The sequence below is a fragment of the Pseudomonas sp. HS-18 genome (assembly GCF_020401845.1).
Classification (GTDB): Bacteria; Pseudomonadota; Gammaproteobacteria; order Pseudomonadales; family Pseudomonadaceae; genus Pseudomonas; species Pseudomonas nitroreducens.
Window position 1 is genome coordinate 3,837,364 of record NZ_CP084413.1, and the last position, 25,531, is coordinate 3,862,894.

21 protein-coding genes and 1 pseudogene are annotated in these 25,531 nt (G+C 66.3%); 7 read left to right on the forward strand and 15 right to left on the reverse strand.

Annotation, left to right across the window (positions count from 1 at the left end; all coding sequences use genetic code 11):
• Positions 1-62: 62 nt before the first annotated feature.
• The 9 genes from LDJ84_RS17780 to LDJ84_RS17820 form a co-directional block, all read right to left on the reverse strand.
• Positions 63-7,184, reverse strand: a complete 7,122-nt coding sequence (locus LDJ84_RS17780) for a DUF4347 domain-containing protein (RefSeq protein ID WP_226045151.1) — start codon at positions 7,182-7,184, stop codon at positions 63-65.
• An 80-nt stretch (positions 7,185-7,264) separates the two neighbouring features.
• Positions 7,265-7,873, reverse strand: a complete 609-nt coding sequence (locus LDJ84_RS17785; RefSeq protein ID WP_024763785.1) for a phage tail protein — start codon at positions 7,871-7,873, stop codon at positions 7,265-7,267.
• 67 nt (positions 7,874-7,940) lie between these two features.
• Positions 7,941-8,249 (reverse strand): DUF6916 family protein, encoded by a 309-nt coding sequence (locus tag LDJ84_RS17790; RefSeq protein ID WP_024763784.1) that lies wholly within the window; start codon positions 8,247-8,249, stop codon positions 7,941-7,943.
• Positions 8,250-8,260: 11 nt separating this feature from the next.
• A complete protein-coding gene (locus LDJ84_RS17795; protein ID WP_024763783.1) occupies positions 8,261-8,776 on the reverse strand; it encodes a GNAT family N-acetyltransferase in 516 nt (171 codons plus the stop codon).
• A 197-nt stretch (positions 8,777-8,973) separates the two neighbouring features.
• Positions 8,974-9,936 (reverse strand): sulfotransferase family protein, encoded by a 963-nt coding sequence (locus tag LDJ84_RS17800; protein WP_226045152.1) that lies wholly within the window; start codon positions 9,934-9,936, stop codon positions 8,974-8,976.
• Complete coding sequence (locus LDJ84_RS17805; RefSeq protein ID WP_226045153.1) at positions 9,936-10,751, reverse strand: aspartyl/asparaginyl beta-hydroxylase domain-containing protein; 816 nt, start codon at positions 10,749-10,751, stop codon at positions 9,936-9,938. The genes LDJ84_RS17800 and LDJ84_RS17805 overlap by 1 nt, the downstream gene beginning before the upstream one ends.
• Positions 10,735-12,828: an HlyD family efflux transporter periplasmic adaptor subunit gene (locus tag LDJ84_RS17810; RefSeq protein WP_226045154.1), complete on the reverse strand. Its 2,094-nt coding sequence runs from the start codon at positions 12,826-12,828 to the stop codon at positions 10,735-10,737. Before LDJ84_RS17810 ends, LDJ84_RS17805 begins: the two co-directional genes overlap by 17 nt.
• The gene (locus tag LDJ84_RS17815; RefSeq protein WP_226045155.1) at positions 12,829-14,148 is read right to left on the reverse strand and encodes an efflux RND transporter periplasmic adaptor subunit; all 1,320 of its coding nucleotides are present in this window, start codon (positions 14,146-14,148) and stop codon (positions 12,829-12,831) included.
• Positions 14,145-14,924: an efflux RND transporter periplasmic adaptor subunit gene (locus LDJ84_RS17820; protein WP_226045156.1), complete on the reverse strand. Its 780-nt coding sequence runs from the start codon at positions 14,922-14,924 to the stop codon at positions 14,145-14,147. Before LDJ84_RS17820 ends, LDJ84_RS17815 begins: the two co-directional genes overlap by 4 nt.
• A 185-nt stretch (positions 14,925-15,109) precedes the next feature.
• Between LDJ84_RS17820 and LDJ84_RS17825 the strand changes: the two genes are divergently transcribed.
• On the forward strand, positions 15,110-15,808 hold the full coding sequence (locus tag LDJ84_RS17825; RefSeq protein WP_226046599.1) for a phytanoyl-CoA dioxygenase family protein: 699 nt from the start codon (positions 15,110-15,112) through the stop codon (positions 15,806-15,808).
• A gap of 12 nt (positions 15,809-15,820) precedes the next feature.
• On the opposite strand, the gene LDJ84_RS17830 is transcribed toward LDJ84_RS17825, so the two are convergent.
• On the reverse strand, positions 15,821-16,579 hold the full coding sequence (locus LDJ84_RS17830) for a class I SAM-dependent methyltransferase (RefSeq protein ID WP_024763777.1): 759 nt from the start codon (positions 16,577-16,579) through the stop codon (positions 15,821-15,823).
• A gap of 118 nt (positions 16,580-16,697) precedes the next feature.
• A complete protein-coding gene (locus LDJ84_RS17835; RefSeq protein WP_226045157.1) occupies positions 16,698-17,447 on the reverse strand; it encodes an SDR family NAD(P)-dependent oxidoreductase in 750 nt (249 codons plus the stop codon).
• Between the two features lie 175 nt (positions 17,448-17,622).
• On the opposite strand from LDJ84_RS17835, the gene LDJ84_RS17840 reads away from it, so the two are divergent.
• Positions 17,623-18,528, forward strand: coding sequence for a LysR family transcriptional regulator (locus tag LDJ84_RS17840; RefSeq protein ID WP_226045158.1), 906 nt, complete (start codon positions 17,623-17,625; stop codon positions 18,526-18,528).
• 4 nt (positions 18,529-18,532) lie between these two features.
• On the opposite strand, the gene LDJ84_RS17845 is transcribed toward LDJ84_RS17840, so the two are convergent.
• Entirely contained in the window at positions 18,533-19,477 is a 945-nt protein-coding gene (locus LDJ84_RS17845; RefSeq protein WP_038803654.1) for a Dyp-type peroxidase, read from the reverse strand.
• Positions 19,478-19,618: 141 nt separating this feature from the next.
• Positions 19,619-20,236, reverse strand: a pseudogene (locus tag LDJ84_RS17850) (LysE family transporter).
• Positions 20,237-20,452: 216 nt separating this feature from the next.
• Between LDJ84_RS17850 and LDJ84_RS17855 the strand changes: the two are divergent.
• Positions 20,453-20,842, forward strand: coding sequence for a response regulator (locus LDJ84_RS17855; protein WP_226045159.1), 390 nt, complete (start codon positions 20,453-20,455; stop codon positions 20,840-20,842).
• Between the two features lie 82 nt (positions 20,843-20,924).
• Here LDJ84_RS17855 and LDJ84_RS17860 read toward each other — a convergent pair whose 3' ends face one another.
• Entirely contained in the window at positions 20,925-21,152 is a 228-nt protein-coding gene (locus LDJ84_RS17860; RefSeq protein ID WP_226045160.1) for a cold-shock protein, read from the reverse strand.
• A gap of 282 nt (positions 21,153-21,434) precedes the next feature.
• Between LDJ84_RS17860 and LDJ84_RS17865 the strand changes: the two genes are divergently transcribed.
• Positions 21,435-21,605 carry a hypothetical protein gene (locus LDJ84_RS17865; protein WP_164488274.1) on the forward strand — a complete coding sequence of 57 codons (171 nt, stop codon included), beginning with the start codon at positions 21,435-21,437 and terminating at the stop codon, positions 21,603-21,605.
• A gap of 90 nt (positions 21,606-21,695) precedes the next feature.
• Here the strand turns inward: LDJ84_RS17865 and LDJ84_RS17870 are convergent, their stop codons facing one another.
• On the reverse strand, positions 21,696-22,580 hold the full coding sequence (locus LDJ84_RS17870; RefSeq protein ID WP_226045161.1) for a DMT family transporter: 885 nt from the start codon (positions 22,578-22,580) through the stop codon (positions 21,696-21,698).
• Positions 22,581-22,770: 190 nt separating this feature from the next.
• Between LDJ84_RS17870 and LDJ84_RS17875 the strand changes: the two genes are divergently transcribed.
• The 3 genes from LDJ84_RS17875 (at position 22,771) to LDJ84_RS17885 (ending at position 25,505) form a co-directional block, all read left to right on the forward strand.
• Complete coding sequence (locus LDJ84_RS17875; protein WP_024763770.1) at positions 22,771-23,682, forward strand: LysR family transcriptional regulator; 912 nt, start codon at positions 22,771-22,773, stop codon at positions 23,680-23,682.
• Positions 23,679-24,581, forward strand: coding sequence for a LysR family transcriptional regulator (locus LDJ84_RS17880; RefSeq protein WP_065085645.1), 903 nt, complete (start codon positions 23,679-23,681; stop codon positions 24,579-24,581). The genes LDJ84_RS17875 and LDJ84_RS17880 overlap by 4 nt, the downstream gene beginning before the upstream one ends.
• A gap of 300 nt (positions 24,582-24,881) precedes the next feature.
• Complete coding sequence (locus LDJ84_RS17885; RefSeq protein ID WP_037011579.1) at positions 24,882-25,505, forward strand: glutathione S-transferase family protein; 624 nt, start codon at positions 24,882-24,884, stop codon at positions 25,503-25,505.
• Positions 25,506-25,531: the final 26 nt, after the last annotated feature.

Consider the following 25,531-nt stretch of genomic DNA (forward strand, 5'->3'; position numbering starts at 1 on the left):
CCCTGGCCGTCCCCCTCGTTACGGCTTCGTTCCTGTGCTTGTTCTGCTTTTAGATGAGCTGATCAGGATGCGTCGCGGCCCTGGGCAACCTGCCCCAGCGCCCAGGCCAGCTCACGCACTGGTTGTTGTTCGGATTCGTGGATCTGCTCCAGCTGCTGCGCCAGGCTCGGCGCGCCGAAGACACCGCGGATGCCCTGGTCGATATCGCCGTTACGGCGGTCGAAGGCCTTGAGCGGCGTGTTCTCGTCGCTGCCGTTGCGATCGAAGATGCCCGCCAGCGTGCTGCTGCCGAATACCCCGGCATCGCCGCCGCCGAAGCCGAGGAAGCCCTTGCCACTGCCATCGCCGAACGACGAACTGCCAAAGGCCTGGGCGATGAAGCTCTGCGACGGCGCACCGTTCTGCACGAAGATATTGCCCAGTGGCGGCAGGCCACCGGCACCTTCGCTCTGGAACAGCGAGGGCGGCAGCACCGGCGAAGTGCCCTGTGGCGTGACCAGCACTGGCACGTTGGGCTGCAACGGCGTCGGCGACGACGTAGCCGGCACGGGCGGCGTGGTGATGCGGAACTCCGGATCGCCATCGGACAGCGAGCCGATCACGTAACTGTCGCCGCGCAGGGAACTGCCCAGGGCGTTGCCGGCGGCATCATTGATGCCGCCGGCGTTGACCGTCAGGCCCAGGCTGCCTTGCCCGCTCACGCTGCCGACGGTCACGCGGTAGATACGCGCGTCCAGTTGCACGACGGAGAGGATGCTGCCCTTGGCGGAATTGCTGGTCAGCAGGGAGAAGTCGCTGGCATCGACGCCGCTGACGTCCTCGTCGAAGGTCACCAGGAAGTTCACCGTGCTTGCGCCGGTGGGTGACGGGTCCAGGCGCACTATGCCGGTCGCCGTGGGCGCGCGGGTGTCCACCAGCACGCCGTGGCTGTCGCCAACGCCGTTCAGGGAAGGATTCAGCGCATTGCCGGTGGCATCGCGCAGGGAGCCGCCATTCGCGGAAAGCCCGCTGACCTGGATGCCATCGGCGTCGTTGTCGCCAGCCTGGACGGTGTAGCGGAACACCAGGCTGGTGCTGCCGGAGCCGCTGACGTAGTCGGCATAGACAGTGCGCCCGCCCATGTCGATGGACAGCTTCGGCGAGCCATCCACCACCACGGCCTCGCTGGTCTGCACCACGAACTCGAGGGTGCTGCCCGCGATGTTCAGTGCGCCCGGCGGCACGCTGACCGCGGTGATGGTCGGCGCATCGCGGTCGACGCTGTACACCGCGCCGGTCAGCCCGCCGCTCAGCGGGTTGCCCGCCGCGTCGACAATGCCGGTTGCGCTGCCGTTGAGGTTCAGGCCCAACGTGCCCGTCCCCGAGATGCCACTGACGGTAATCTGGTAAGTGCGCGCGTCGATCTGCTGCAGGCCGCTCAGGCTGCCGGCGGCAGTACCGCTGCCGACCAGGGTGAAATCACCCAGGTCGACGCCACTGACGTTCTCGCTGAAGGTCACGGTGTAACGCACGCTGCCGGCATTGGTCGGCGACGGGTCGAGGGTGACGATGACGCTGGGGGTCGGTGCGACGGTATCGACGATAACGCCACTGGTGCCGCCTACATTGTTGAGCGTCAGGTTCATGTCGTTGCCGGCGACATCGCGCAAGGTAGCGCCGTTGGCCGACAGAGCGCCCACGCTGATGCCGTCGGCGTCGTTGTCACCCGCCTGGACGGTGTACTGGAACACCAGGGTCGAAGTACCGGAGCCGGCGACCAGATCGGCGAATACCGTGTGGCCGCCGATATCCAGGGCCAACCGCGGGACACCGTTGACCACGACCGCCTCGCTAGTGTTGACCACGAAGGTCAGGGTATCGCCGGCATTGTAGGGAACGCCGACCGGCACACTGACGCTGCTGACCGTGGGCACCACGGCATCGACCAGCACGCCACTGGTGCTTGCCACGCTATTGAGGCCATTGACGATGTTGTTGCCGGCAGCGTCGCGCAACGTACCGCCGTTGGCCTGGATGGACGAGCCGAGGGTGATGCCGTTGGCGTCCAGCTGACCGCTGGCCACCACCAGGCGGAACACCAGTGCGCTGCCGCCGCTGCCACTGACGTACTGCGCAAAGACGGTACCGCCGCTGTCCAGGTTCACGGCGATGCGCGGCGTACCGCCACTGCTGTCGACGATGACGTTCTCGTTGAAGTTCACCGTGAAGTCGAGGTTCTGCCCCGCCACGTAGGTACCGTTGGCCGGCACGCCGACGCTGGTGACCGTGGGCGCCACGCCATCGATCACGATATCGCTGCGACCACCGAGGGAGTCCGCGCCGCCGATGGTGGGCAACGTCAGGATCGCCAGGTCGTTGTTGGCGTTGGCCAGTACCGCGCCATTGAGTCGCAATGCCGTGGTGCTCTGGGCGTCGAGGTCGGCGCTGCGGTCTCCGGCCTGCACGATGTACTGGAACGTCAGGATGTTGCTGCCCGAGCCGCTGATATAGACCGCCTCGCGATCGACCAGGCCGGTTTCCAGCAACAGGCTGGGGACGCCACCACTGGTGTTGACGAACACCGACCGGTCGAACTGGACCTGTACCACAATCAGGTCGCCCACCTTGTAGGTGCCATCCGGATTGCCGGCGCTGACACTGACGATACGCGGGTTGGGCTGCTCCACCGTGATCAGGATGAAGTCACTGTCGGTCTGGCTGCCGCCGCTTCCGGACTGCCCCAGGTCGTTGCTGACGATCTGCAGAGAGGCCGGGCCGTTGTAGCCGGCCGTGGGGCTGAAGCTCATGCCGGCCAGAGCATGGTTGATATCGGCGAGGCTTCCATCGAAGGTGACGGTGCTGTCAGCGGAACCACTGCCGACGCTGAACGTCAGACCGGTGACGCTGCCCAGGGTGATCGTCCCGTTGACGGCGGTGAGCGTCACCCGCATGGTTCCGCTACCCACATCCACGTCCGAAATGGAAATCGGGTTGCCGGTGCCGACGCCGAAGAACAGCGTCTGGCCACCAAGCACCGACTGGGTTCCCGGTACGCTGTTCACCGGGGCGTCGTTCACCGGGCTGATGGCCAGGTTGAAGGTGCTCGACGCATACATGTTGCCGCCCATACCGGTATTACCAAGGTCATCGAGCCTGACCGTCACGGTAACAGTGCCCGATGCATTGGCCGCCGAAAGGTAGCTCACTGCGCCGCTGGCGATGAAAGCATTGATATCGCTCAGTGTGCCGCTGAGCACCAGGTGGTTGCTGCCCGAGCCCGTCAGCGTCACGCCGCCTGCCGCCAACGCGCTGAAGGTGCCGCTGCCGGGCAGTACGCTGAAACTTGCCTCGACCTGTCCGGAGCCGGCGTCGACATCGCTGAAGCTGATGCCGGTCAGCACCAGGGGCACGTCCTCGCTGCCGCTCACTGGGGACGACGGCACCACGGGGAGGTTCGGGACATCGTTCACCCCTTCGACGTGCAGCGTCAGGCTGCCGCTGCTGGTCTGCGCCGGGCCACCGCTGTTGCCCAGGTCACTCACGCGAACGTCGAGGCTGACGTCACCGAAGTAGTTCGGCGACGGCATGTAGGTCAGGTTGTTGCCGGCAAGGTAGGCGTTGATGTCGGCGACGCGGCCGGTAAGGATCACGCTGTACATCGCCGTGCCGACGGCGATGGTGCCACTGACCGCCGCGTTCAGGGTGCCGTAGCCGGCAGGCAAAGTGAAGGTGACCTGGACGTTGCCGGTGCCCGCATCGACGTCGGAAACGCTGATGCCGGTGATACCGCCAGCGCTATCTTCAAGGAGGTTGATCACCGAGGGCAGGCTGAGCTGCGGAGAGTCGTTGGCAGCCGTCACGGTCACCGTGCGCGTGGCCGCGGCACTGTCGAGCGTGCCGTCGCTCACGCTGAAGCTGATGCTCCGGGTTGAGGTGTTCGGGGTGTCCGAGCTGTTGCTGTAGGTCACCGAGCGCAACGCCGCCTGCCACTGTGCAACGCTGGCGCCGGCGGCAGAGCTGAGCATCAGCTTGCCGGTGCTGCTGTCGTAGCTGCCGACGATGTCACCCATGGTGGCCGGGTTACTGGTGAAGCCGAGCGTATCCTCCATGCCCTGGAAGTTGCCGGTGATACTCACGGTGGCGCTGTAGAGCAGCGGAGAATCGCTGTCCGATACCGTGAGGCCGCTATCGACTTGCACGGGCGTTGAGGCCACGTCCGCGCCCTCGACGAAGGCCGCACTGCCGCCGCTGCTGGTCACCAGCGGCGCATCGTTGATCGCTGTAACGGTGATGGATGCCGTGTCGCTGCCAATGGAGTACGGCGAGCCGCCACCTGCGCCGGTTGCATTGGCCTTGGTGCCTTGCAGGCCGGCTGTGATGTCAGTCTGGTCCCAGGCTCTGTAGGTGATGCTTGCGCTGGTGCCATTGATGCCGTCCGGCACGAAGCGCACGCGGTCGCTGCTGCGCAGCAGCAGCGCCGAATTGAGAGAGACCACTCCGACGTTCTGCCAGCTGGCACCGCCATTCACGCTGTATTGCCAGGTGCCGTTACCGGCGTTCAGGCCGGTGATGGCAATGCCCGTCAGCGCCCCGTTGTCGACGTCGCTGACACTGCCGAGGAAGCTGGAGACAGCCTGGCCGACGTTGTTGATGTCGGAATCGGTCAGCCCAGTGAGCGTGGGCGCCGTCGGCGTCAACACGGGCGCATCGTTTTCGCTGCTGACGATAAGCATCGCCTGAGCCGTGCCGCTGGAGAACGCGGTAGTCCCACCATTGGTGCTGGTGTCGCTCGTGCTGCGCACACCGTTAGTGGAAGCGATGCCGACACTCCCGTCCCAGGCACGGAACGACAGCGCCGCCGTCTCGCCATTCTGCCCGTTGGGCACGTAGCGCAACTGGGTGGTGGCCGACAGCATCAGGGCGCTGGTGCCGCTGACGCTGCCCACCTGGGTCCAGGTCACCTCATCGGTGGAGTATTGCCAGTCGCCACTGCCGGTGCTGGCGATGATGGCAATGCCGCTGTTCGGGCCATCGCCATCGGCGTAGCTGACGCCGGACAACAGCGAGGACACGCTGACCGCGCTCGACGTGGCGTCTTCGCTGGTGCCGGCCCACGCGTAGGGTCCACCGGACAATGTCGGAGCGTCGTTCACGGCGGTCACCGTTACCTGCGCAGTGGCCAGGTTGGAAGTGCCGCCCTCGGCGTCGGTCACGGTGAAGTTGACCTGGCGAGTAATGTCGGTACCGCCGAAGGTGGGGTCGTCCGAAGAAGACGAATAGCTCACCGAACGCAGCACGGCCTGCAACGAGGCCAGCGAGCCGCTGCCGCTGATCTGCATCACGCCGGTCGTGCCGTTGTAGGTCGCCGAGAAGCCACCGGAAACGCTCACCGACAGCACGTCACCCGAGCGGAAATCGCTGATGATGACCGTGGCTCCCTGGAAGGTCGTGCTGTCGGCATCGGCCAGTACCAGGCTGCCCACCAGCACAGCAGAGCTGCCACCCTCGGTGTAACTCACCGAATTGTTGGCGGGATTCAGCGTCGGGGCATCATTCACCGGGCTGACGGCAACGCTCGAGGTGAGGTTCGGCGAAGCGCTGTTGTTGTTCGGCCCGCTGTCCGTCACCGTCACGACGGTGACGGCACGGGTGGTGCTGCCTGGGTTATCGCTGCTGTTGCGGTAGGTAATGCCGTCGATCAGCTGCGCCATCTGCGTGTTATCGCGCGACAGGCTGCTCAGGGTGATCAGTGCCGTACCACCGGAAAGGCTCACGCTATAGCTGCCAATGCCGGCAATTGTGCCGCTGCTGCCGTTGCTCAACGCGATGTCGACGCCACCGATGTTCAGGAACTCGCTGGCACCATTGCTGACGTTGGTCACCCGCAGCGTCATTCCGGTGAAGGTCTCGCCGGCATCGTTGCTCGCGGCGACCACGCCACTGAACAGGTCCACGGCGGTGCCGTTCTCGGTGAAGCTGGGGTTGCTGGCGGTGGCGGTCACCGTCGGGGCAGTGCTCGGCGGAACAGGGTCGCCGGCAAAACTGTCGATGTTGGTGTTGAAGAAATCGTTGCCACTGATGCGCACTTCGTCGACGCGGATACCACCAAAGCTCAGGGTCCTCTGCTGCCCCATGAAGACGGTCTGGGCCGTCCCGACCAGTACGCCATCGCGGTAGCCCGCGACGGTGATGGTGTCGCCGGCGGTGTTGTTCAGGTAGATGCTGGTGAAGGTGAAATCGGCGCCATCGGTGCGAGCGATGGTGAACACCTCGGTCTTGGTAACGTCGAACGTGGTGGACTGCAGGTTGATCGATGCGCCGTTGGCCTCGCCATTGGCGCTCTCCCAGGCCGTGTCGCCACCGTCCCCGGCGCTGGTGAAGGTATAGGTGTAGCTGACACCGCCCAGTACTCGGGTAAAGCTGCTGCTCACCCCTGTATTGGTGCTGAAGTCGTCATTGAAGCTCACCAGCAGGCCGCGGAAGTCGCCCACGTCGAGCGCCGCCGCCTCGACGGCGCCGTGGCTGACTTCCAGCACCCAGTTGCCGCCCAGCGCGGTGGCGCCGGTCATGTCGTTTGAGGCGGCGACGTCGGCGCCGGTGGCATCGGCCAGTTGATCGACGAAGGAACGGCCCGCACCGTCGGCGCCCACCTGGCAGCCGTACAGGAGGATGTCGCCATTCTTGTCCAGCGCCTGGCCGATGCTGGTGAGCAGGTCACTGCGCAGGGCGATGCTCGAACCGTCCAGCCAGGTATTGCCCAGTTGGACCTTGCCCACGTCGCCGTGGCTGAGAATATGGATCGAATCGATGCCGGAACGCCCCTGTAGGTAATCCGCAATCTGCTGCAGGCCGTCCTTGTTCGCGTCGAGCACCACCACTTCGGTACCCGGCTTGAGGCCGGCCACCAACTGCTGGTAGCCCTTCACACTGGCGTCGACGAACACCACTTCCTGGCGGTGGTCGGAGGTGCCGGCGGGTACGGCAGAGAGGTTGTCCTTGCTCGCCTCGTGGACACTGTTGTCCTGCGACGGGTGGGCCTGGGCGACCTTCGCGGCGGTGTCGGCGGTCGGTTTGGCATCAGCGGCCTCGGCCATGGTGGCGGCCACGGCACCGTCGAACAGCATGCGCGGTTCCAGCGCCATCGCCAGGGCCGGCATCACCGGTGCCTTGACCGGTACTGCACGCTTCGCCTTGTTCCACCACATGACCCACCTCCACTGCTCTTGGTCGGGAGCGGGTGCGCCCCGCTCCACTGTTTACTGCTTTTACGGTCGAAAACGAGCGATCAGTTGCGCGACGGGAAGACCCCTTCCAACGCAATGATGAAATTGATGCCCAGGTAGGGGTTGCGCACAGAGAAAGGCTGGCTACCGCCAGCAATGCTGGCAGTCCCGTTCGGTACGTTACCGCTGCAGGTGATGGTGAAGGGCTGCAGGGTAGTATCCGCCGCCGTGGTGGAGTACAGCGTGCCCGGGCGGCCGCCTGCGGCGATCGGCCCGAGTACCGTGGTCGCAGCCGGAGCTGCCTGGGTCGCCGTGCTGGCCGACGCAGCGGGGATCGCGGCCTGGCCAGTGGCGGTCAGCGGCGAACCGAATGTCACAGTGTGCGTATGCTGCGGCATCTGGTTGGTAGTCAGCGTGGTGTTCTCGACACCACCGACCTGGCCCAGGTTGATCGGCCCGAGACCGGGGGCTAGCCCCTGGCCGACGGGGCTGCGGCCGCGCATGTCGGGCAGGCCGAACGTGACCTGACCATCGCCGCCGTACGTCGTGCCCAGCAGCGAGAACAATGCCGAGTTCTGCGCGATCGACATGAGCTGCCCCTGGCAGAATGCGTAGCCACGCGGTGCGAAGTTGCCACCGAACATCTTGATCTCACCGATAAAGGGTTCCACGTATTGCCTCTCCTTGGTACCAATCGCTGGAAATGACGGCCAGGCTCGCAGCCGCCGGAATGGGTCGCTACGCCGCCTTGCGGGTATGGAAGACCGCCTGGAGCACCGCGCGGCGATCGGCAGCAGGCTGCACAGGGGTCAACAGCAGCAACCACCCCTCCTCACCAGGTGGGGACAGGCGGTAAAGCGCCTGGGGCAGGTCCCACTGCTCGGGCAAGGCGAAGGCGGCGCTGAAGCTCTCGTACTCAGCACTCATTGGATTACCGACAAGCACCTCGATCAGTTCAACGTCCAGGGCCTGATCCGGGGCAATCCACAACTGGAAGCGCGAACCTTGCGCCTGCTGCAGGCCATGCTGGGTGGGCATCGGGTACATGGAGTTTTCCTTCACGACAAGACGGCGGCAGGCGCGATCGCCCGTGGCACGGCGCGGGGCAACCGGCGCAGCTTGTGATAGACGCCGTTTTCGCCGGCCACGACGAAACCCAGGCGGGCATACAGGCGCTGGGCCGGGTTGTAGTTCTCTACGTGCAAGCCGACACTCAGGCCCCGGGCATCGGCGCATTCGAGCAACTGCACGAGCACACGGGTCCCGATCCCCAGGCCGCAATGGCTGGGCAGCAGGGCAAGGTCGATGATCTGTAGATGGGTGGCGCCCCAGTGGAGGTAGACGCGGCCGACGGACTGGGCGTCCGCCTCGATCAGCAGGTACTCGGCGTCGGGAAAATGCGCCTGGTAGTAGTGGTGCTGGGCGTCGAACTGCTGGGTGAGAAAGGCACCGATGGCGGCGGGCTCCCAGGCTACCTGGGCCAGCTCAGCGGAACGGGTGCTCGCATAGAGGGCGCGCAGGAACGCCAAGTCAGCGTCCACAGCGGGGCGGAACCTCAACGCGAGTGAAGTCATGGTGCTGTGAGTCCTTTCATACGGCAGCCTGGGAAGCTACCTACACCCTATTGTTATTTAATCGCGCACGCATTTTTCCGCAAGACTACATGATGCTGAAGGCAAGTTGCCACCTGATTCCAACACAACTAACCAGTCTTTTCGCAAACTATTGTCTGAATTCGATCAGCCTGACTATTTCCCCTACGACAACGCCCTTACGCCTCCTGCAGGCGCAGGGCCTCAAGGGCCACGTAGGGCGCCCTCGCCCAGCGTTCCACCGCCGCTCGCACCACCTCGTCTGCAGCCGCACGCTTGCGCTCGCTGTCCGGGCTGAAGGCCATGCCGGGCTGCTTGGCGTCCGAGGCTGCTACCGCCTGCAGGCGCTCCCTGTCCCCCGCCTCAACGCGCAACAGAGCCGCCAGCCGGTGCCAGGCCGCACCCGGCAGTTCGCTGTAGTTCACCGGCACGGCCCCCGACTCACGGCAGAGCCGCAGGCCGCCGTGCAGAATCTGCCCAATGTGCCGGGCCACTCTGTCGACCCCATTCAGGGCCCCGGACGAGTCCAGAGAGATCGCGCCCAGAAGTCCCGGCACCATGTGCATGCCGGGCTGGCGCAGGTGCGAGACGACGATTTCCAGCGGATCGCGATAGACGAACAGGCTCGGCGTCATGGGATACAGCTGGTGCAGGCTCGATGCCTGGAAAACATTCCAGGCATCGAGCTTCACCACCAGGGCCTGCTCCGTGCCGAGGCGCCGCTGACCATAGGCGCTGAGCAACCCACGTACGCCCTCGCCCGCTTCGGCTGCAAGCTCCGGAGCCTGCAGCCCAGCGCGCAGCAGCGTGTCCAACGCCGGAGCCTCGGAGACCACGATGTTCTTCTCGTCGCTGGCAAGCAGTTGCGCCAGCAGGGTCGAGCCACATCGCGAGGCATGATGGATGAACAGGCTCGGCGCCACACCGGGACTTGCTTCGCGCCATTGACGCATGGCGTCCAGCGAGCTTTCCCGACGCATCGCCTGGTTGAACGGCAACCGCAGTGCCCGGCGCACACTGTCGCTGAAGAATGGCTCGCTTAACGGCGTGGAGCCGAACCAGCACCAGTCGACCCGCCAGTCGTCTCCCGCAGCGAACACCCGAATTGGCAGCCAGCCTTTCCAGTCATCGCACCCATCCATCAGTAACTCCGTTGATCCAGCCAGGCCTGACGTCCTTGGCGCATGGCCGCACGGACATCGTCATCCTGGAAGCGCAGCCCGAGCCCGGCTCCGAGCGCCACTGCGCGCTCGCAGAAGTCTCGGGGGTCCTGAAGGTCCCGCAGCGCCGCGGCAAGGTCCGCGCGGCGCTCCAGCTGGCGGCGGAATTCGGCGAACGCCAGGGTCGAACGTGCCGGCCGGCACGCGGGGGTATCCTGCAATCCGCGGGTGATCTGCCGGCGCAGCCAGTCGTTTCGCCGGGCGTCGACCACCAGGTGCACCCGCGCCTGTTCGCCGACATTCTCCACCCGATGCGGCCGTGCCAGGTCGAGGAACCAGCATTCTCCCGGCGCCATCGGCACCACCTGCCCCTCGAGCAGGAACTCGACTCCTGGCCCACTGAAAATGGGAAGGTGCAAGCGCACATCCCCCTCGGGGTCGCCCAGGTCCGGGTCGCAGTGTTCACGGATGCTGCTACCCGCTTCCAGGCGCAGCAGGCGGGCGCAACGCACGGGCATCTCGATGCGCCGCAACAGCTCCTGCCAGGGCGGGCCGTACCAGCGTGTCGCGCAGGGCGGCTGCGTGCCACTACCCTGCCCCGCCGACAGCGCGTGGTTCGAATCCTCCGGGGCCAGCAGGCTGATGCCGCTCCAGCCTCCGGTATGGTACGCAGTGTTGAAATGAGTGACCCAGGCGCTGGCCGGCAACGCAGCCAAGGCGACCTCCAGCCCCTGAGTCGAGAAACGCAACGGCAGCCGGGCGCAGGCCGGCAGGCGGAAGTCAGAAGCCACTTTCACGCACTCCCAGGGCCGCCAACCTTCGCCAGATGGCGCTGAGCGGCGACTCGCCGTTGGCGTCCAGCACCACCTCTCCGCGCACCGGCTGCGTCAGCTCGACTGCCTGGTCCGCACTCAGCCGCACGGCATATTGCCCCTGAACCGGCTGTGCGCGCCCCTCGCCGTCGCGCTGGACGGCGAGGGGTCCCTGGCGGTCGGAAGCCAGGGCTTCCAGGTCGAGGTGCGAAGTACCGGTAGCATCCACCGACTCCAGGCGCACCGGGAGCGCCGGGCGCGATGGATCGTCAGCAACGAAGCGGCCCACCGCTCCAGGTTCGACCCGCCACACCGCCTGCTCGGCGACGTAACCGCGCAGGCGCACACTCGGCTCCACGACTCGCGCCAGTACCTGGCGCGGGGACAACCAGAGACCGGGAACCAGTTCAGGCAGCAGGTCTCGTACCACTCCGGCATGAGGCGCGCGGATTTCCAGACGCTCGCGTTGCGCAGCCAGGCCGCGGTACTCGGCCACCGCTTCGGCCAGGCGCTGCTCCAGCACGCCGATATCGGCAGCTGTCTCGCTTCGGCCGGCCTGGCGCCGCAATTGCAGCTGGGTGATTTCAATTTCCCGACGGGTAATGCTCTGCCGCGCGGCGAGATCGGGGGACTCCAGTTCGAGCAGCAATTCGCCAGCGGCCACACTCTGTCCGTCGCTTACCACGATCCGCTTCAGCATGGCCGCCAGCGGCGCGTGGAGCGCCGACGCGCGCGTAGCCTCCAGCACCGCGGGAATTTCCACACTGCCACGCCAGGGCACCAGCAGTACCAGCAGCAGCGCCGCCAGCCCGGCGGCGCCCAGAAACAGGCGTCCAGGCTGGGCCTGGCCGCGCCGCTGCCACCACTCGCGCAATTCGCGCCAGATCGGCAGGCCGATGAACCACACCAGCTCCACCAGCATCAGGAAGATGCCCAACACCTTGAAGAACAGGTGATAGACCGTCAGCGCGATCCCCAGGAACAGCGCCGCGCGCCATAGCCAGGAGCCGTATCCCCACAGTAGAAGGCGCCAGCGCAGTCCATCAGGCCAGGGCTCGGGCATCGGATCGCCGTAGTCGAACAGTGCCTCGCGCAAACGCCAGCGGCACAAGGCGAAGGCTCGTCCCTGAAGATTCTCGACGCCCAGCAGATCGCTGAGCAGGAAGTAGCCGTCGAAACGCATGAACGGATTGAGGTTGACCAACAGGGTAGTGACCCAGGTCGCACTGGCAAGCATGAAGGCTGACGTACGCAGAGGCCCGTCCGGCAGAAGCGACCAGGCCAGTAGCGCGACGCAGGCCAGCGTCAGCTCGGCCAACACGCCTCCCGCTCCGATCAGCAGCCGCGAGCGCCGGTCGTTGACGCGCCAGGCGTCACTGACGTCGGTATAGAACAACGGCAACATCACCATGAACGCCACGCCCATGCTCTGCACCCGGCAGCCGGCGCGCTTGGCCATGAACGCATGGCCGAACTCGTGGCACAGTTTGGCAAACAGCAACGCGACACCGAAGGCCAGGGCACCGCCAAAGCTGAACAGGTGCGGGAAGGTCGCGAGGAAACGATCCCAGTCACGCGCCACCAGCAACAGGCCCAGGCCAAGGGTCAACGGAAGGCCGATCCGCAGCAGCGGCCCGCCGTGGCGGGCCAACCAGGGCCAGGCGCGGTTGAGGAAGGCATCCGGCCGCCACAACGGAATTCGGAAGAACAAGTACTGGTGCAACAGCGATTTCCACAGCCCGTGGCGCTGCAACGCGGCCTTCTGCCCGTAGCTGCTGCGCTGCTCGCCGTCGGCCGAGCTGATCAGGTCCTGCTGGCGGAGGAATGTGAGCAACTGCTGCAACTCCTGTTCGCCCAGCAGATCCCCACCTTCGCTGTTGGCCGCTCGCAGCACCCGTTGCGGATCACCCAGCGCCCAGTGGCGCAACAGGCGCATCGCCGCCACGCCAAGCTTGAAGTAGCGCCCGCGCAGCGGGTCGGCCAGTGTCCATTGCGGCGAACCATCCAGCGCCGGGGCGCCCGGCGATAGCTGCAAGTCGGCGCGCAGCGCCGGCAATACCATCTAGAAGCCCACCGTCTGACGAAGCGCCGCCAGGGGACGACGCAACACGTAGAGCAGGATGGGCGCTCGCTCGCCATAGAGTTTGGCGGTACCGCGCAGACCGATCCGCGGCGGCGCGGCGTCGAAGCGCGCGTCCAGACGGTAGGCCAGTTGCCCGCCGGCGACCGGCTGGGCCTCATAAGCGCTGCGTGACAGGCGGGCGGCATGGCGGTTCAGCGGATCGCTGTCGAGGAATAGCTGGACCTCCGCCTCTGGCGCCAGGCGGATGGCATTGGCCACCGACAGGTCGATGCGCAGCTCGGCCTGGCGAGGATCGGCCAGCTCCATCAGGCGCTCGCCGGTCTGCACCGGCTTGCCGGTCCAGCGCTCGGCGTCGGCGAATACCGCGATGCCGTCGCGTGGCGCCCGCACCTCGGCGCGTGCCAGCAGGTCCCGGGCGTAGTCGCGCTCGGCGCGCTTCTGCTCCACTCGCGCCGCCAGCAGATCGACCCTGGCGCCTGATTCGGCGTCGGAGAAAGCGCGTTGCGAGTTGGCCTTGAGTTCGGCCTCGGCCACGCCGAGGGACCGCTCGGCCACGTCCGCCTGCGCTTGCAGGGTGGTGGCGTCGAAACGCACCAGCAGGTCACCGGCCCTGACCGTCTGGTTGGGCTTGACCAGCACCTGCTGGATCACTCCGTCCAGCGGGGCGGCGATGACCTGGCCGTCCAGCGGGACGACCTCAGCCGGCGCCAGCACCGACTGGCGCACGGGTACGAGCAGCAACAGGCACAGCCCGGCGGCAATCATCGACAACTTCTTCTTCGGCCAACGCGCTCGCCAGGGCTTGCGCGGCTGCAGGGCTTTCCAGGCATGGGCGTAGGCATCGCCCAGTTGCACCAGCAGCGCCTGCTCCGCTTCGCTCCACGGTTGCTCGCGGGCCAGCCAGAGGCCGCCAAAGGCAGCCCCCTGCTGGTCCGCCAGCGGCAGCCAGAAGACGTCTCCGGCGGAGAGCGCCTGCCAATCAGCCTGCTGCTGCGCGCCCAGGGCCTGGAAGTCGACGCGCTGCGGCTTGTCCAGGGCACCGCGCCTCTGCAGTTGGGCGCAGGCCTGCTCGACGAAGGCGACGAAGGGCGCATTGGGTTCGACGACGCTGATGCCGGTCAGCGCCTGCACCTTGCCCGCGATCAGCAGCGCCGCGTGGCGGTAGCCGAACAGCGCCTGCCCGTCGTTGACGATGTGATAAGCCAGTTGCTCGACCGTTCCTGCTGCGCGGGCCTGGCGCTCCAGCTCGAGGAACTGGGCGAAGAGCCGCTCGGCCAGGCCGACCTGCGGTGCGTTCATGGCGTCTCCGCGAAGCGTGCCGTCCCGCTCATGCCGGCCAGCAGGCCCTTGGTCTCGGCCGGCAGGGTGGCGATCAGCGGCAACATCTGGCTGCCCTCGTCGATCCGCGCACCCAGGCGTTTCACCTCGGCCTGCAGCGGCTCGCCGGTTTCATCGGGAACGAAGGTGAAGGACTGCCCCGCCTTGAGCCTTGCGACCCAGCGCGAGGGCACCAGCAGGCGGATTTCCAGGCTGCGGTTGTCGACGATTTCCAGCAGCGGCGCACCACCACTGACGCTTTCGAAAGGCTGCGCCTTGCGCTGCACGACCTGGCCGTCGTAGGGCGCGGTGAGCGCACAGCGGCGCACCTGGACCTGGTAGACCTGGGCCTGGGCCTGGGCTTCGGCAAGCTTGGCCTCGGCCAGCGCGACCTCGAAGCGCCCTACCGAGTTGAGCGCCGCCAGCTGGCGGTTGTGCGCCAGTTGCTCGCCGGCCGCCTTGGCACCGGCCTGCGCGGCGTTCAGTTGGGCCTGATACGCGGAGCAATCGAAACGGACCAGTACGTCGCCCTTGCGGAAGGATTGCCCCTCGGCGAAGGGCATCTCCAGGATGCGCCCGGCCAACTCGCTGGACAGCATCGCCTGGTCACGCGCGCGCAGGATGCCCCGGACATCGCCGGCCCCGCTGGATGTCGACGGGCTCGACAGCAGCGGGTCGTCCTGGCCGGGCTGCGCCGCGTGGGCTGCCCCCGATGCGCACAACGACAACCCCAAACCTAGCCAAATCCCTTTATGCATAGTGGTCTCCCCGGCAGATCGCGGGAGTCTACGGTACTCCGCAAGCGCCGGATATTGGCCGTAGCAGAAATCCTTCGTACGCTAGGCAGCCGGCCGGCACCGATGACCTGCCGACCTCAAGCAGCAGACGCTCTGGACTGGCCCTTGGGGCCGCGATCATGGACGAGAGGGAAATGGATCAAGCCATGCTGGATCAGGCAGAACTTCACCGGGAGGGCTACGCGCTGCTGCGCCAGGTGATCCCGCACGCGATGCTCGAAGAGCTGCGTGCGGCTTTCGAGGCCAATGTCCTGCCATCGGATCAATGGCCGGTGCCCCGCGGAATGGATTGGCGCCATGCGCAGATGGACCTGGAGCCGGCCGTACAGGCGGCGTGTCGCCTGCCGCAACTGCTGTCGGCAGCGGGCATGCTGATCGGCGAGCGCTTCTTCCTCGCCCAGGTCGAAGGGCGCGAGCCCTTGCCCGGCGGCGGTCATCAACAACTGCATCGCGATCTGTCGGCCCGGCGCCCGGGCGACATGGTCAGCGCCCTCGCCTTTCTCGATGACTTCGCTCAGGGAAATGGCGCCACCCGGATCGTTCCCCGCAGCCATCGACCTGCTTCCGCAGCGGCGCCGCTCGACTTCCTGGACGAGTCCGCTGCCGTGCATCTGAGCGGGCGGGCCGGTGACATCCTGGTCTTCGACGTCGACCTGGTGCACGCGGGCAGCCTGAACATCAACGGTGCCCGCCGCCGCACGATCCTGATCAGCTACCGTTCGGAACTCCTCCACGCAGCGCATCTGGAGACGCTGGCCCTGCGCAATGTCCGTATGGACACCAGCGAGCGCTTCGATCCCTCAATCGCCGAACGAAGCACTGCAAGGTCATGCACACCCCGATGAATGAGGGGGGGTTCACACCCGCCCAATCCTCATGTTGATCGGCCATCTGACCGCAAGCCGCGCGGCAGGGTCGCCCCAGCGCTCGGCCAGGTCGGCGGCGAAGTGCTGCAGCAGGTCTTCGCGCCCGGCTTCCCGGGCGCTGCGCACTGCCGACCAGGTGGAGACGTAGCCGAGGAACTCGTGGAGGGTCCATTCCAGGCGGATGGCGATCTCCGGCCCCGGAAACTCGGCGAAGGGGAAATCAAGGGTCGCGTAGCCGCTGTCCACCAGCTTACGCTCGGCGGGCCAGTAGGGGCCGATCTCCTGCCAGTAGAAAGTCTCGAAGCGCTTGCCCGGATCGCCGTCCAGGTGCAGCACGCCGTAGCTGATCAGCGCCAGGACCGCGTCGGGCTCGGCGATTCGCCGGACCTCGGCGTAGAACTTGGGCAGGTCGAACCAGTGCGCGGCCTGTGCCGCCGTGATCAGGCTGGCGCTGCGGTCAGCCAGCGGGAGTTCTTCGGCCTGGGCGCAGGCGTAGCTCAGGTTCGCGCGGGGCGCGGCATGGGCAATCTGCTCCGCGCTGGGATCGAAGCCGACAACCGAACTGAAATGCTCGGCCAATTGCCGGGTCAGCTGGCCGCTACCGCACCCCACGTCGACTGCCAGCGCCCGGTCGGGAGCCAGCGAGGCCAGGCAGGAGGCAAGCTCCGCCGGGTACTCGGGGCGGAAGCGCGCGTAGGCCTGGCCGCCCTGGTCGAACCAGTTTCGCAGGTCGGTTGACGTGTCATTCATGGCTGGCGGCTCCTCTCTTGAAAACTGGCTTGCCGCGACTGTAAAGGGCAAACGGGCCAGCACACCAGAGCCACACAGGCCGCAGCAGGATGCACGCCCTGCCCGGCCCATGGAATGGTCAGACCTGTGCCATGCCGCCATCGACGAACAGTTCGATGCCGTTGATGAAGCTGGCCGACTCCGAAGCCAGGAAGGCCACTGCCTTGCCAATTTCGCGAGGTTCGCCCAGCCGGCCCAGCGGTACCTGGCTGGCCAGCGCATCGAACAGGCCCTGGCGCGCGTCCTCGGGCACCAGGTCGCCGAGGCCGGGAGTGCGGACCGGGCCGGGGCTGACGACATTGACGCGAATGCCCCGGTCCTTCAGATCCAGCGCCCAGGAGCGGGCGAAGTTGCGCACGGCGGCCTTGCTCGCACTGTACACGCTGAAGTTGGCAGTGCCCTGGATCGAGGTGGTGGACGAGGTGAGGATCACCGACGCGCCATCGACCAGCAGGGGCAATGCCTTCTGCACGGTGAACAGCACGCCGCGCACGTTGGTGCCGAAGATTCGGTCGAAGTGTTCCTCGGTGATCGCGCCCAGCGGGAGCATGTCGCCGCCGCCGGCGTTGGCAAAGAGGATATCCAGTCGGCCGGCAGCTTTCGCGATCTGTGCGTACACCGCATCGAGATCGGCGAGCACCGAGGCGTCGGCACGAATGGCCGTGGCGGCCGGGCCGATGGCTTCGACGGCGGCGTCCAGTTCAGCCTGGCGGCGGCCGGTGATGAAGACGCGGGCGCCTTGCGCGGCGAGTTCCTGTGCGGCGCCGAGGCCGATGCCGGTGCTGCCGCCGGTGACCAGTGCAACTTTACCAGTGAGGGACTTGTTCATGATGAGCTCCTGAGCTTTGCGAGTTGAGGGTTCTGCCCCCTGGCCGGCATCTGGCGCGGCTTCGCGGTGAGGCATGGCGCTACTCTAGGGCCCGGCCATTGATGGAAAAAGCGCATACAATGGAATGACTATCCATGCCCATGGATAATCAGGCGATCCCCTCAGAGGAGTTCCCATGGACCAGCTCCAGGCCATCCGTGCCTTCGCCCGCGTGGTGGAAGCCGGCAACTTCACCCGCGCCGCCGACTCGCTGGACATGCCCAACGCCACCCTGAGCAAGCTGGTTCAGGAGCTGGAGGCGCACCTGGGCGTCCGCCTGCTGCAACGCACCACAAGACGCGTCATGGTGACGCCCGAAGGCCAGGACTACTACGCCAAGGCCAGCCGCGTATTGCGTGACCTGGAAGACATCGACTCGTCCTTCAACATTGCCCGCAGCAAGCCACGCGGCCATCTGCGCATCGATGTCGGCGGCTCGACCGCGCGGGACGTACTGATACCGCTGCTGCCGGACTTCCTGGCGCGCTACCCGGACATATGCATCGATCTGGGCGTGTCCGACCGCTCGGTGGACCTGATCGGCGACAACGTCGACTGCGTGATCCGCGGCGGCGCGCTGGACGCCTCGTCGCTGGTGGCGCGCGGCATCGGCCAGGCGACCATGGTTACTTGCGCCTCGCCCGAATACCTGCGCCACAACGGCATCCCCGCCTACCCCGAGGAACTGCGCAACGGCCACCGGCTGGTCAGCTACCTGTCACCGCAGAATGGTCGCGCGGTACCCTTCCGCTTCGAGCGCGATGGCGAACGCAGCGAGCTGAAAATCGAGTACCGCATCGGCGTCAATGAAAGCAACGCGCACCTGGCTGCCTGCGTCGCCGGCCTGGGCATCATCCAGACCTTCTCCTACGCCGCCGGCGCCGCCCTGCGCGACGGCACGCTGGTGGAAATCCTCGAGGAATGGCGCCCACCGCCCTACCCCTTCCACGTCGTCTACCCGCAGAACCGCTACGTCACCCACCGTTTGCGAGTGTTCATCGACTGGCTGGTGGAGTGCTTCCCGGCGCGGGTTGCCGGTTGAGCGCTCAGGGCGCCCTGTCTGCCAGCGCTTCGAGCAGGTCGGCCGAGGGCACGAAGAACAGGCTGCCCGTCACCGCCTTGCTGTAGTCCAGCAGGCGATCGTAGTTGCCGGCCGGGCGGCCGATGAACATGTTCTCCAGCATTTCCTCCACCGGCGCCGGCGAGCGGGCGTAGCCGATGAAGTAGGTGCCGAACTCCCCTGCCCCGGGCCTGCCGAACGGCATGTTGTCGCGCAGGATCTTCACTTCCTGGCCGTCCTTCTCCAGGGTGGTCAGCGAACTGTGCGAGCAGCTCGGTTTCACGTCGTCGCCCAGTTCGATATCGGCCAGCTTGGTGCGGCCGATGATGCGCTCCTGGGTTTCAGTGGGAAGCTGGTTCCAGCCGGCCATGTCATGCAGGTACTTCTGCACCAGGACGTAGCTGCCGCCGGCGAACGCCGCGTCTTCCTCGCCGATCAGGGTGAAGTGCGGAATCTCGCGCCCTTCCGGGTTCTCGGTGCCATCGACGAAACCGATGATGCTGCGCATGTCGAAATAGCGGAAACCCTGGACTTCATCGACCACCGTGATCGCATCGCCCAGGCGCGCGACCAGTTGCGACGCCAGTTCGAAACAGAGGTCCATCTGCTCGGCGCGGATGTGCAGCAACAGATCGCCCGGCGTGGAGACGGCGACCCGCTCGCCTGTGCCGATCTGGCGGAAGGCATGCAGGGACGCCGGACGCGGGGTGCCGAACAGTGCATCCCAGGCCGCCGAACCAAAGCCCACCACGCAGGACAGGTTGCCCGCCGGCACGCGCTTGCCGACCGAGCGCACCAGCGCCGCCACGTCCTCGCAGAGGGCTCGAACCGGGCTCCAGTCCTTACCCGGCGTCAACGTCGCAACGAGGAAGATCGCGCTGCGGGTGATCGGGCTGTCGACTGTCTGGGGTACGGGGGATTCGTTGAGCATGGTTTCCATTCGCCGCCATCAGGGTTGGGAAGATGGGGTTATCAAAGCAGGTCGCCTACCTCGCTGACAATGCGGGCGGCGCATGACGAAGGGCCGGTCTTTCGAGCCCTCCCTTCGGGACAGCGGATGCTCCGCTGCGGCTTAGCGCATCGCCGCCAGCTTGATGCCGAAACCGAGCAGGCACGCCCCGGCCAGCCGCTCCAGCAGATTGGCGACACGCGGATTCGCGCGCATGCGCTCGGCCAGCCGATGGGTCAGCAGCACGGCTACCAGCCCATATAGGAAGGTCACTACCGCAACCGTCACTGCCATGAAGGCGAAGGTCACCAGCCCCTGATGCTTCACCGGGTCGATGAACAACGGCAGGAAGGCCATGTAGAACACGATGGCCTTCGGGTTGAGCAAGGTGATCAGCATGGTCTGGCGCAGGTAGTGACCGTTGTCCATGCGGCTCTACCGCGAAGCGGCCCCGGGCTTGCTCATCAGCATGCGCAGGCCCAGCCAGGCCAGGTAGCCCGCCCCCAGCCACTGTACCGCCTGGAAGGCCGATGGGTAAGTGGCAAGCAGCGTCGCCACGCCCGCCACCGCCATCCAGAGCAGCACCTGGTCGCCCAGGATCACCCCGCAGGTGGCCGCCAACCCTGCCCTCACGCCGCCCTTGCCAGTCGCTGTGATCAAGGCGAAGTTGCCGGGACCGGGAATGGCCAGGAGCACCACGAAGGCGATCAGGAAGGCGCCGTAATCGGTCACTCCGAACATGGGGAAGGCTCCTGGGCAGGTCAAGACTGGGTTGAGCGCCGAGTCTATCACCCGCTTCCAAGGGTTTTGAGCTGCGCCGAAAGAGCGACCACTGCCAGCCTTCGCGCTCCCCGCCGCAGAGCCTTCGGTCAGCGGGCCAACCGTCTGCTCAGGTAATCTGAACGCATTGCCGGCAAGGCCCTCTACCGCAGCACATCCCCCGCAGGAAGAGATCGCATGGACAAGCTCGGAAGCCCACCCGCCGCACCAACCGGCTATGCGCTCATTCTCGATGACGACTCGAACCTGGCCAGGATGCTGGGCATGGCCATGGAAGATCACGGGATCGAGGCCGTGGTCCTGGGCAATGCCGACGACGGGCTCGCCTGGATCAACGGCAACCCCGGGCAACTGGCACTGCTGCTGACCGATATCTCCATGCCCGGCAGCATCGATGGCGCCGAACTGGCGCGGCAGGTCGCCCGACGGTTTCCGACCATTCCGATCATCATCATGTCCGGCGGCGCATGGAGCGACGACTATCCCGCCTGCCGTTTCCTGGACAAGCCATTCGACCTTCCGACGCTGACCGGCCTCGTCGACGAGGCGCTGGGAACACGCCATTGAATCGGCAGCGCCCGGCGCAGCGCACCTGGCGGCAGAAACAAAAAAGCCCCGCATCAGCGGGGCTTTTTCAGCGAACGATCGGTCAGATCACTTGCACTTGCACTTGCACTTGCACTTGCTCGGCCTGCGGGCCTTTGGCGCCGGCAGTGACGTTGAAGGTCACGACCTGGCCTTCGTCGAGCGACTTATAGCCGGTGCCTTCGATGGCACGGAAGTGGACGAAGACGTCCGCGCCGCTTTCCGGGGTGATGAAGCCGAAGCCCTTCTCGGCGTTGAACCATTTAACGGTACCGGTTTGGCGAGTTGCCATGATGAATCTCCAATCAAAAGGAAATCAGGCCATGCGACATGCCTGGCGTGACTGTATGCGAAGTGAAGAGGGGGCCGCAGAGATGGAGAATCAAGAAGACAAAACATCGGACGGTGCCGCTAAACCGAGCAGGCAGAGGCCCAGCATACAGACCTGGCAGGGAATAAGTAGCGATTTCGCATGAAAATGCTTAAATCGGCCGGGCGGTCGGTATTCATCGGTCGAGGTGGGTATAGTGTCCGCTAGCCGCCAGCCAGGTGGCTCATCACCTCAGGTGACCGAATGTCCGAGTCAGAGACGAAAAGCAAACGATCGGAGCTGGATAAGAAAATCTCAGCATTTCTTTCAAAAGGCGGCGAGATCCAGGAAATCCCTGCGGGCAAGCATGGCCGGACCGAGCCCTACAAGCGCGCCGAATTCACCCTCGCCAAGCCCAGGAAGCCTGACGCCTGATTGATCCGCGGGCAGCACAGAAAAGGCCGTATCCCTCGATACGGCCTTGTTATTTGTGCGCCAGGTTCGGGCTGGCCCACCGCCTCGGAACTAGGCCGCCGGCCTGATCGAGAACAACCCCGCGAGCAGGATCAGCAGTGCGCCGGTGATCGTCCAGGCGGTCGGCACCTCGCCGAAGACGATGAGCCCGATCAGCGTGGCGAAGGCCAGCAGCGAATAGTTGAACGGCTGCAGCGTCGAGGCCTGGGCGTACTTCAGCGCCTGGATCAGCAGTAACTGCGCGACGACCCCGGAGACGGCGACGATCGACATCAGCATGACTTCGTGAGGCGTTGGCGTGACCCAGGCCGGCAGGCCAACCGCGCTTACCGATACAGCTCCGGCAACTGCCATATATAGCGTGGTGGTGGCAAAGGAGTCGGTCTGGCTGATGCGCCGCGAGAGGATGTTGAAGAAGGCAAAGGTCAGCGCCGCCGCCAGCGGAATCAGCGCCGCGGGCTCGAACACGCCCATGCCGGGACGCAGGATCAGCAGCGTGCCGCCGAACCCGACAGCCGCCGCCAGCCATTGCCGGCCGACCAGCCGCTCGCCGAGCAGCAACCGCGCCAGGCCCAGCGTCATCAGTGGGAAGACCGCATAGAGCGCGTGGGTCTCGGCCAAACCGAGGTAGCGCAAGGCCAGGCCGAACAGCGCGATCTCACCCACCCCCAGCAACGCGCGCACCACCTGCTGCCAGGGGCTGGCGCTGCGGGCAGCCTGGCGCACGCCGCCCTGCGAACGGCAGACGATGAGCGCGAACAGCACGAAAACCCAGTAACGCACCATCACCAGCTCGCTCACCGGCAGGTGGCGGACGAGCACCTTGGTGATGCCGTCCTGACAGGCAAAGATGAGCATCGACAGCAGGCACAGGCCGATACCCAGGCGCGGGTTGCTGGTAGCGGCCAGCGCAGTGGCTGTGGTCTTGCTGGTCATGGGGGAAGGCTCGCAGGCGGTGGCGCCTCGCTGCGGGCGCCTCCAGCGCTTGTGCCGGAGCGGCCGGGGCGCGGTCAAGCCAGGCGGCGCTGGCAAGCACGCCGATGTCGCCCGCAGGCCACCGGCACTTCAATCCCGCGCGGCTTCCCTCTACAGTCTGGCGACCCGCTCAAGGCGACAACGGTGATCCATGGACAGGTTTCAGGAAATGACAGTGCTGCTGGCCGTGGCCGAAGCCGGCAGCCTTGCCGCCGGCGCCCGGCAACTGGGCCTTTCGCCGCCCAGCGTGACCCGCGCCATCGCCGCGCTGGAGCAGCGCCTGGGCACCCTGCTGCTGGCCCGCAGTACGCGCAGCGTGCGGCTGACCGAGGCCGGCCAGCGCTATGTCGAGGACTGCCGGCGCATCCTGCAGGAACTGGAGGATGCCGAGGAGCTGGCCTCCGGCAGCGCCTTGCGCCCGCGTGGCAACCTCACGGTGACCGCCCCGGTACTGTTCGGCGAGCTGTACCTGATCCCGCTGATCGCCAGCTACCTGGAGGCCCATGCCGAGGTGACGGTCAACGCACTGCTGGTGGACCGCGTGGTGAACATGCTCGACGAGGGCATCGATGTCGCCGTGCGCATTGGCCAGTTGCCCGAGGGCAGCCTGACGGCGCTCAAGGTCGGTGAAATCCGCCCGGTGATCTGTGCCGCCCCCTCGTTCCTCGACCGCTACGGTCGTCCGCAGCACCCCAATGAATTGCTCGATGCGCCGGTGGTGATGGCCGCCACCAGCGTGCTGCTCACCGACTGGCAGTTCATCACCCCGGAGGGCCCGCTGACCCTGCGCCCGCCGTCGCGCTTCGTGGTCAGTTCGAACAACGCGGCTCTCCATGCCGCGCGCCTGGGCGGCGGCTTCACCCGCGTTCTGTCGTACCAGGCGGCCGAAGCCGCCGCGCGCGGCGAGCTGGAAATCGTTCTGGCCGACTTTTCCACGGCGCCGCTGCCGATCCACCTGCTCTACCAGGACGGCGCACGGCTACCGGCGAAGGTGCGCAGCTTCGTCAGTCACTGCGCCGAGCGCCTGCGCGCCGACCCCTACCTGCAAGCTGCCAAGCCGTGAACCGCTTCCGGGAAATGCAGGCATTCGACGCCGTGGCGCGCTCCGGTAGCCTTGCCGCGGGCGCGCGGCGGCTGCAGCTGTCCCCCGCCACGGTGATGCGCCTGGTAGCCGGATTGGAGTCGCGTCTGCACTGCGAGCTGCTGCTGCGTGGTCCGCGCGGAGCCGAACTGAGCCCCAGCGGCGAGGCCTTCGCCGCCAGTTGCAGGCAGATTCTGCAAGGTATCGAGGAGGCTGAAGGCTCGCTCAGCGGACTGCAGGCGCACCCGGCCGGGCAGTTGAACCTTTGCCTGCCGCTGCTGATGGCCGACCGGATTTTCGCGCCCATCGCCCTGGACTACCTGGCCGCCTTTCCCGAGGTGCGGCTGCTCAGCCGACACCGCGAAGACCTGCCGCGCCTGTTGGAAGATGGCATCGACGTCGCTCTGGTCATTGGCGCCCTGCCCGACTCTTCCGGCTTCGCCCTGCCGGTGGGCACGGTGCGGCCGGTGATCTGCGCATCGCCCGAGTACCTGGCCCGCCATGGCGTACCGCAAGCACCGGAGGACCTCAAGGCGCATCGCATCATCGTTGCCGGCGGCCAGGGTGCGGTCAGCGAGTGGCGCTTCCGCCACCAGGACGCCCCGCGTTCGGTGCGCCTGACCCCGCGCCTGGCGTGCAGCACCACCCATGCGGCAATCCGCGCCGCCGGACTGGGCCTCGGACTGACCCGCTGCATGAGCCACGAGGCCCATGCCGACCTCAGCGATGGGCGCCTGCAGGTGGTCTTGCAGGACTATGCGGCGCCAGGGTTGCCGGTGCAGCTGATCTACCGCGAAGGCCGTCGTGCCGCGGCGCGCGTGCGCACCTTCCTCGATTTCGTGGTGCCGCGTTTGCGTGCGCATCCCGCGTTGCGCGGGTGAGGCACGCCGTATCCAGAAGCGCCCCATCCCTCTTCTGAGCTCAGGGCAGTTCGCGAGCAAGCTCGCTCCTGCGCAGCTTCTCTGTAAGAGCGAGCTTGTTGGCGCCCCCCTGCAGGCTTGGGAACGGCTGCGCCCGCTGGCAACCCTGCGCCCCATTCTTCCGCATTCTGAAACGCTGGATTGCCCGTACTGGGGATTCTGCGCGCCGGCCATCGAGCGCAGCATTCACCCATCAGCTCGAGCAACCCACCACGGACCGACTCGCGCTGCCTACCCACTCAAGCCAACGGAGTCACCGTCATGTCCCACACCATCAAGCTCTTTCGCCACCCGCTGTCCGGCCACGCGCACCGCGCCGAGCTGATGCTCTCGCTGCTGCAACTGCCCGCCGAACTGATCGACGTCGACCTCGCCAAGGGCGCACACAAGCACCCGGACTTCCTCGCCCTGAACAGCTTCGGCCAGGTGCCGGTGATCGATGACGAAGGCGTGATCGTCGCCGACTCCAACGCCATTCTGGTCTACCTGGCGAAGAAATACGGCAACGGCCGCTGGCTGCCGGAAGACCCGCAAGGCGCCGCCCGCGTGCAGCGCTGGTTGTCGGTGGCCGCCGGGCAGGTCGCCTTCGGTCCTGCTGCGGCACGGCTGATCACCGTGTTCGGTGCAAAATTCAACGCCGAGGAAGTCGCTACCCGCGCCCATGCCCTGTTCCAGGTGATGGAGGGCGAGCTGGCGAAGAAGCCTTTCCTGGCCGGCAACGAAGCGACCATCGCCGACGTCGCCAATTACTCCTACATTTCCCATGCACCGGAGGGCAACGTCTCCCTGCAGGAGTACCCGAGCCTGCGCGCCTGGCTGGCTCGCGTGGAAGCCCTGCCCGGCTTCGTACCGATGCAGCGCACCGCCATCGGCCTGCAAGCCTGATGCAACCCCCGCCGCCGGGCGACCCG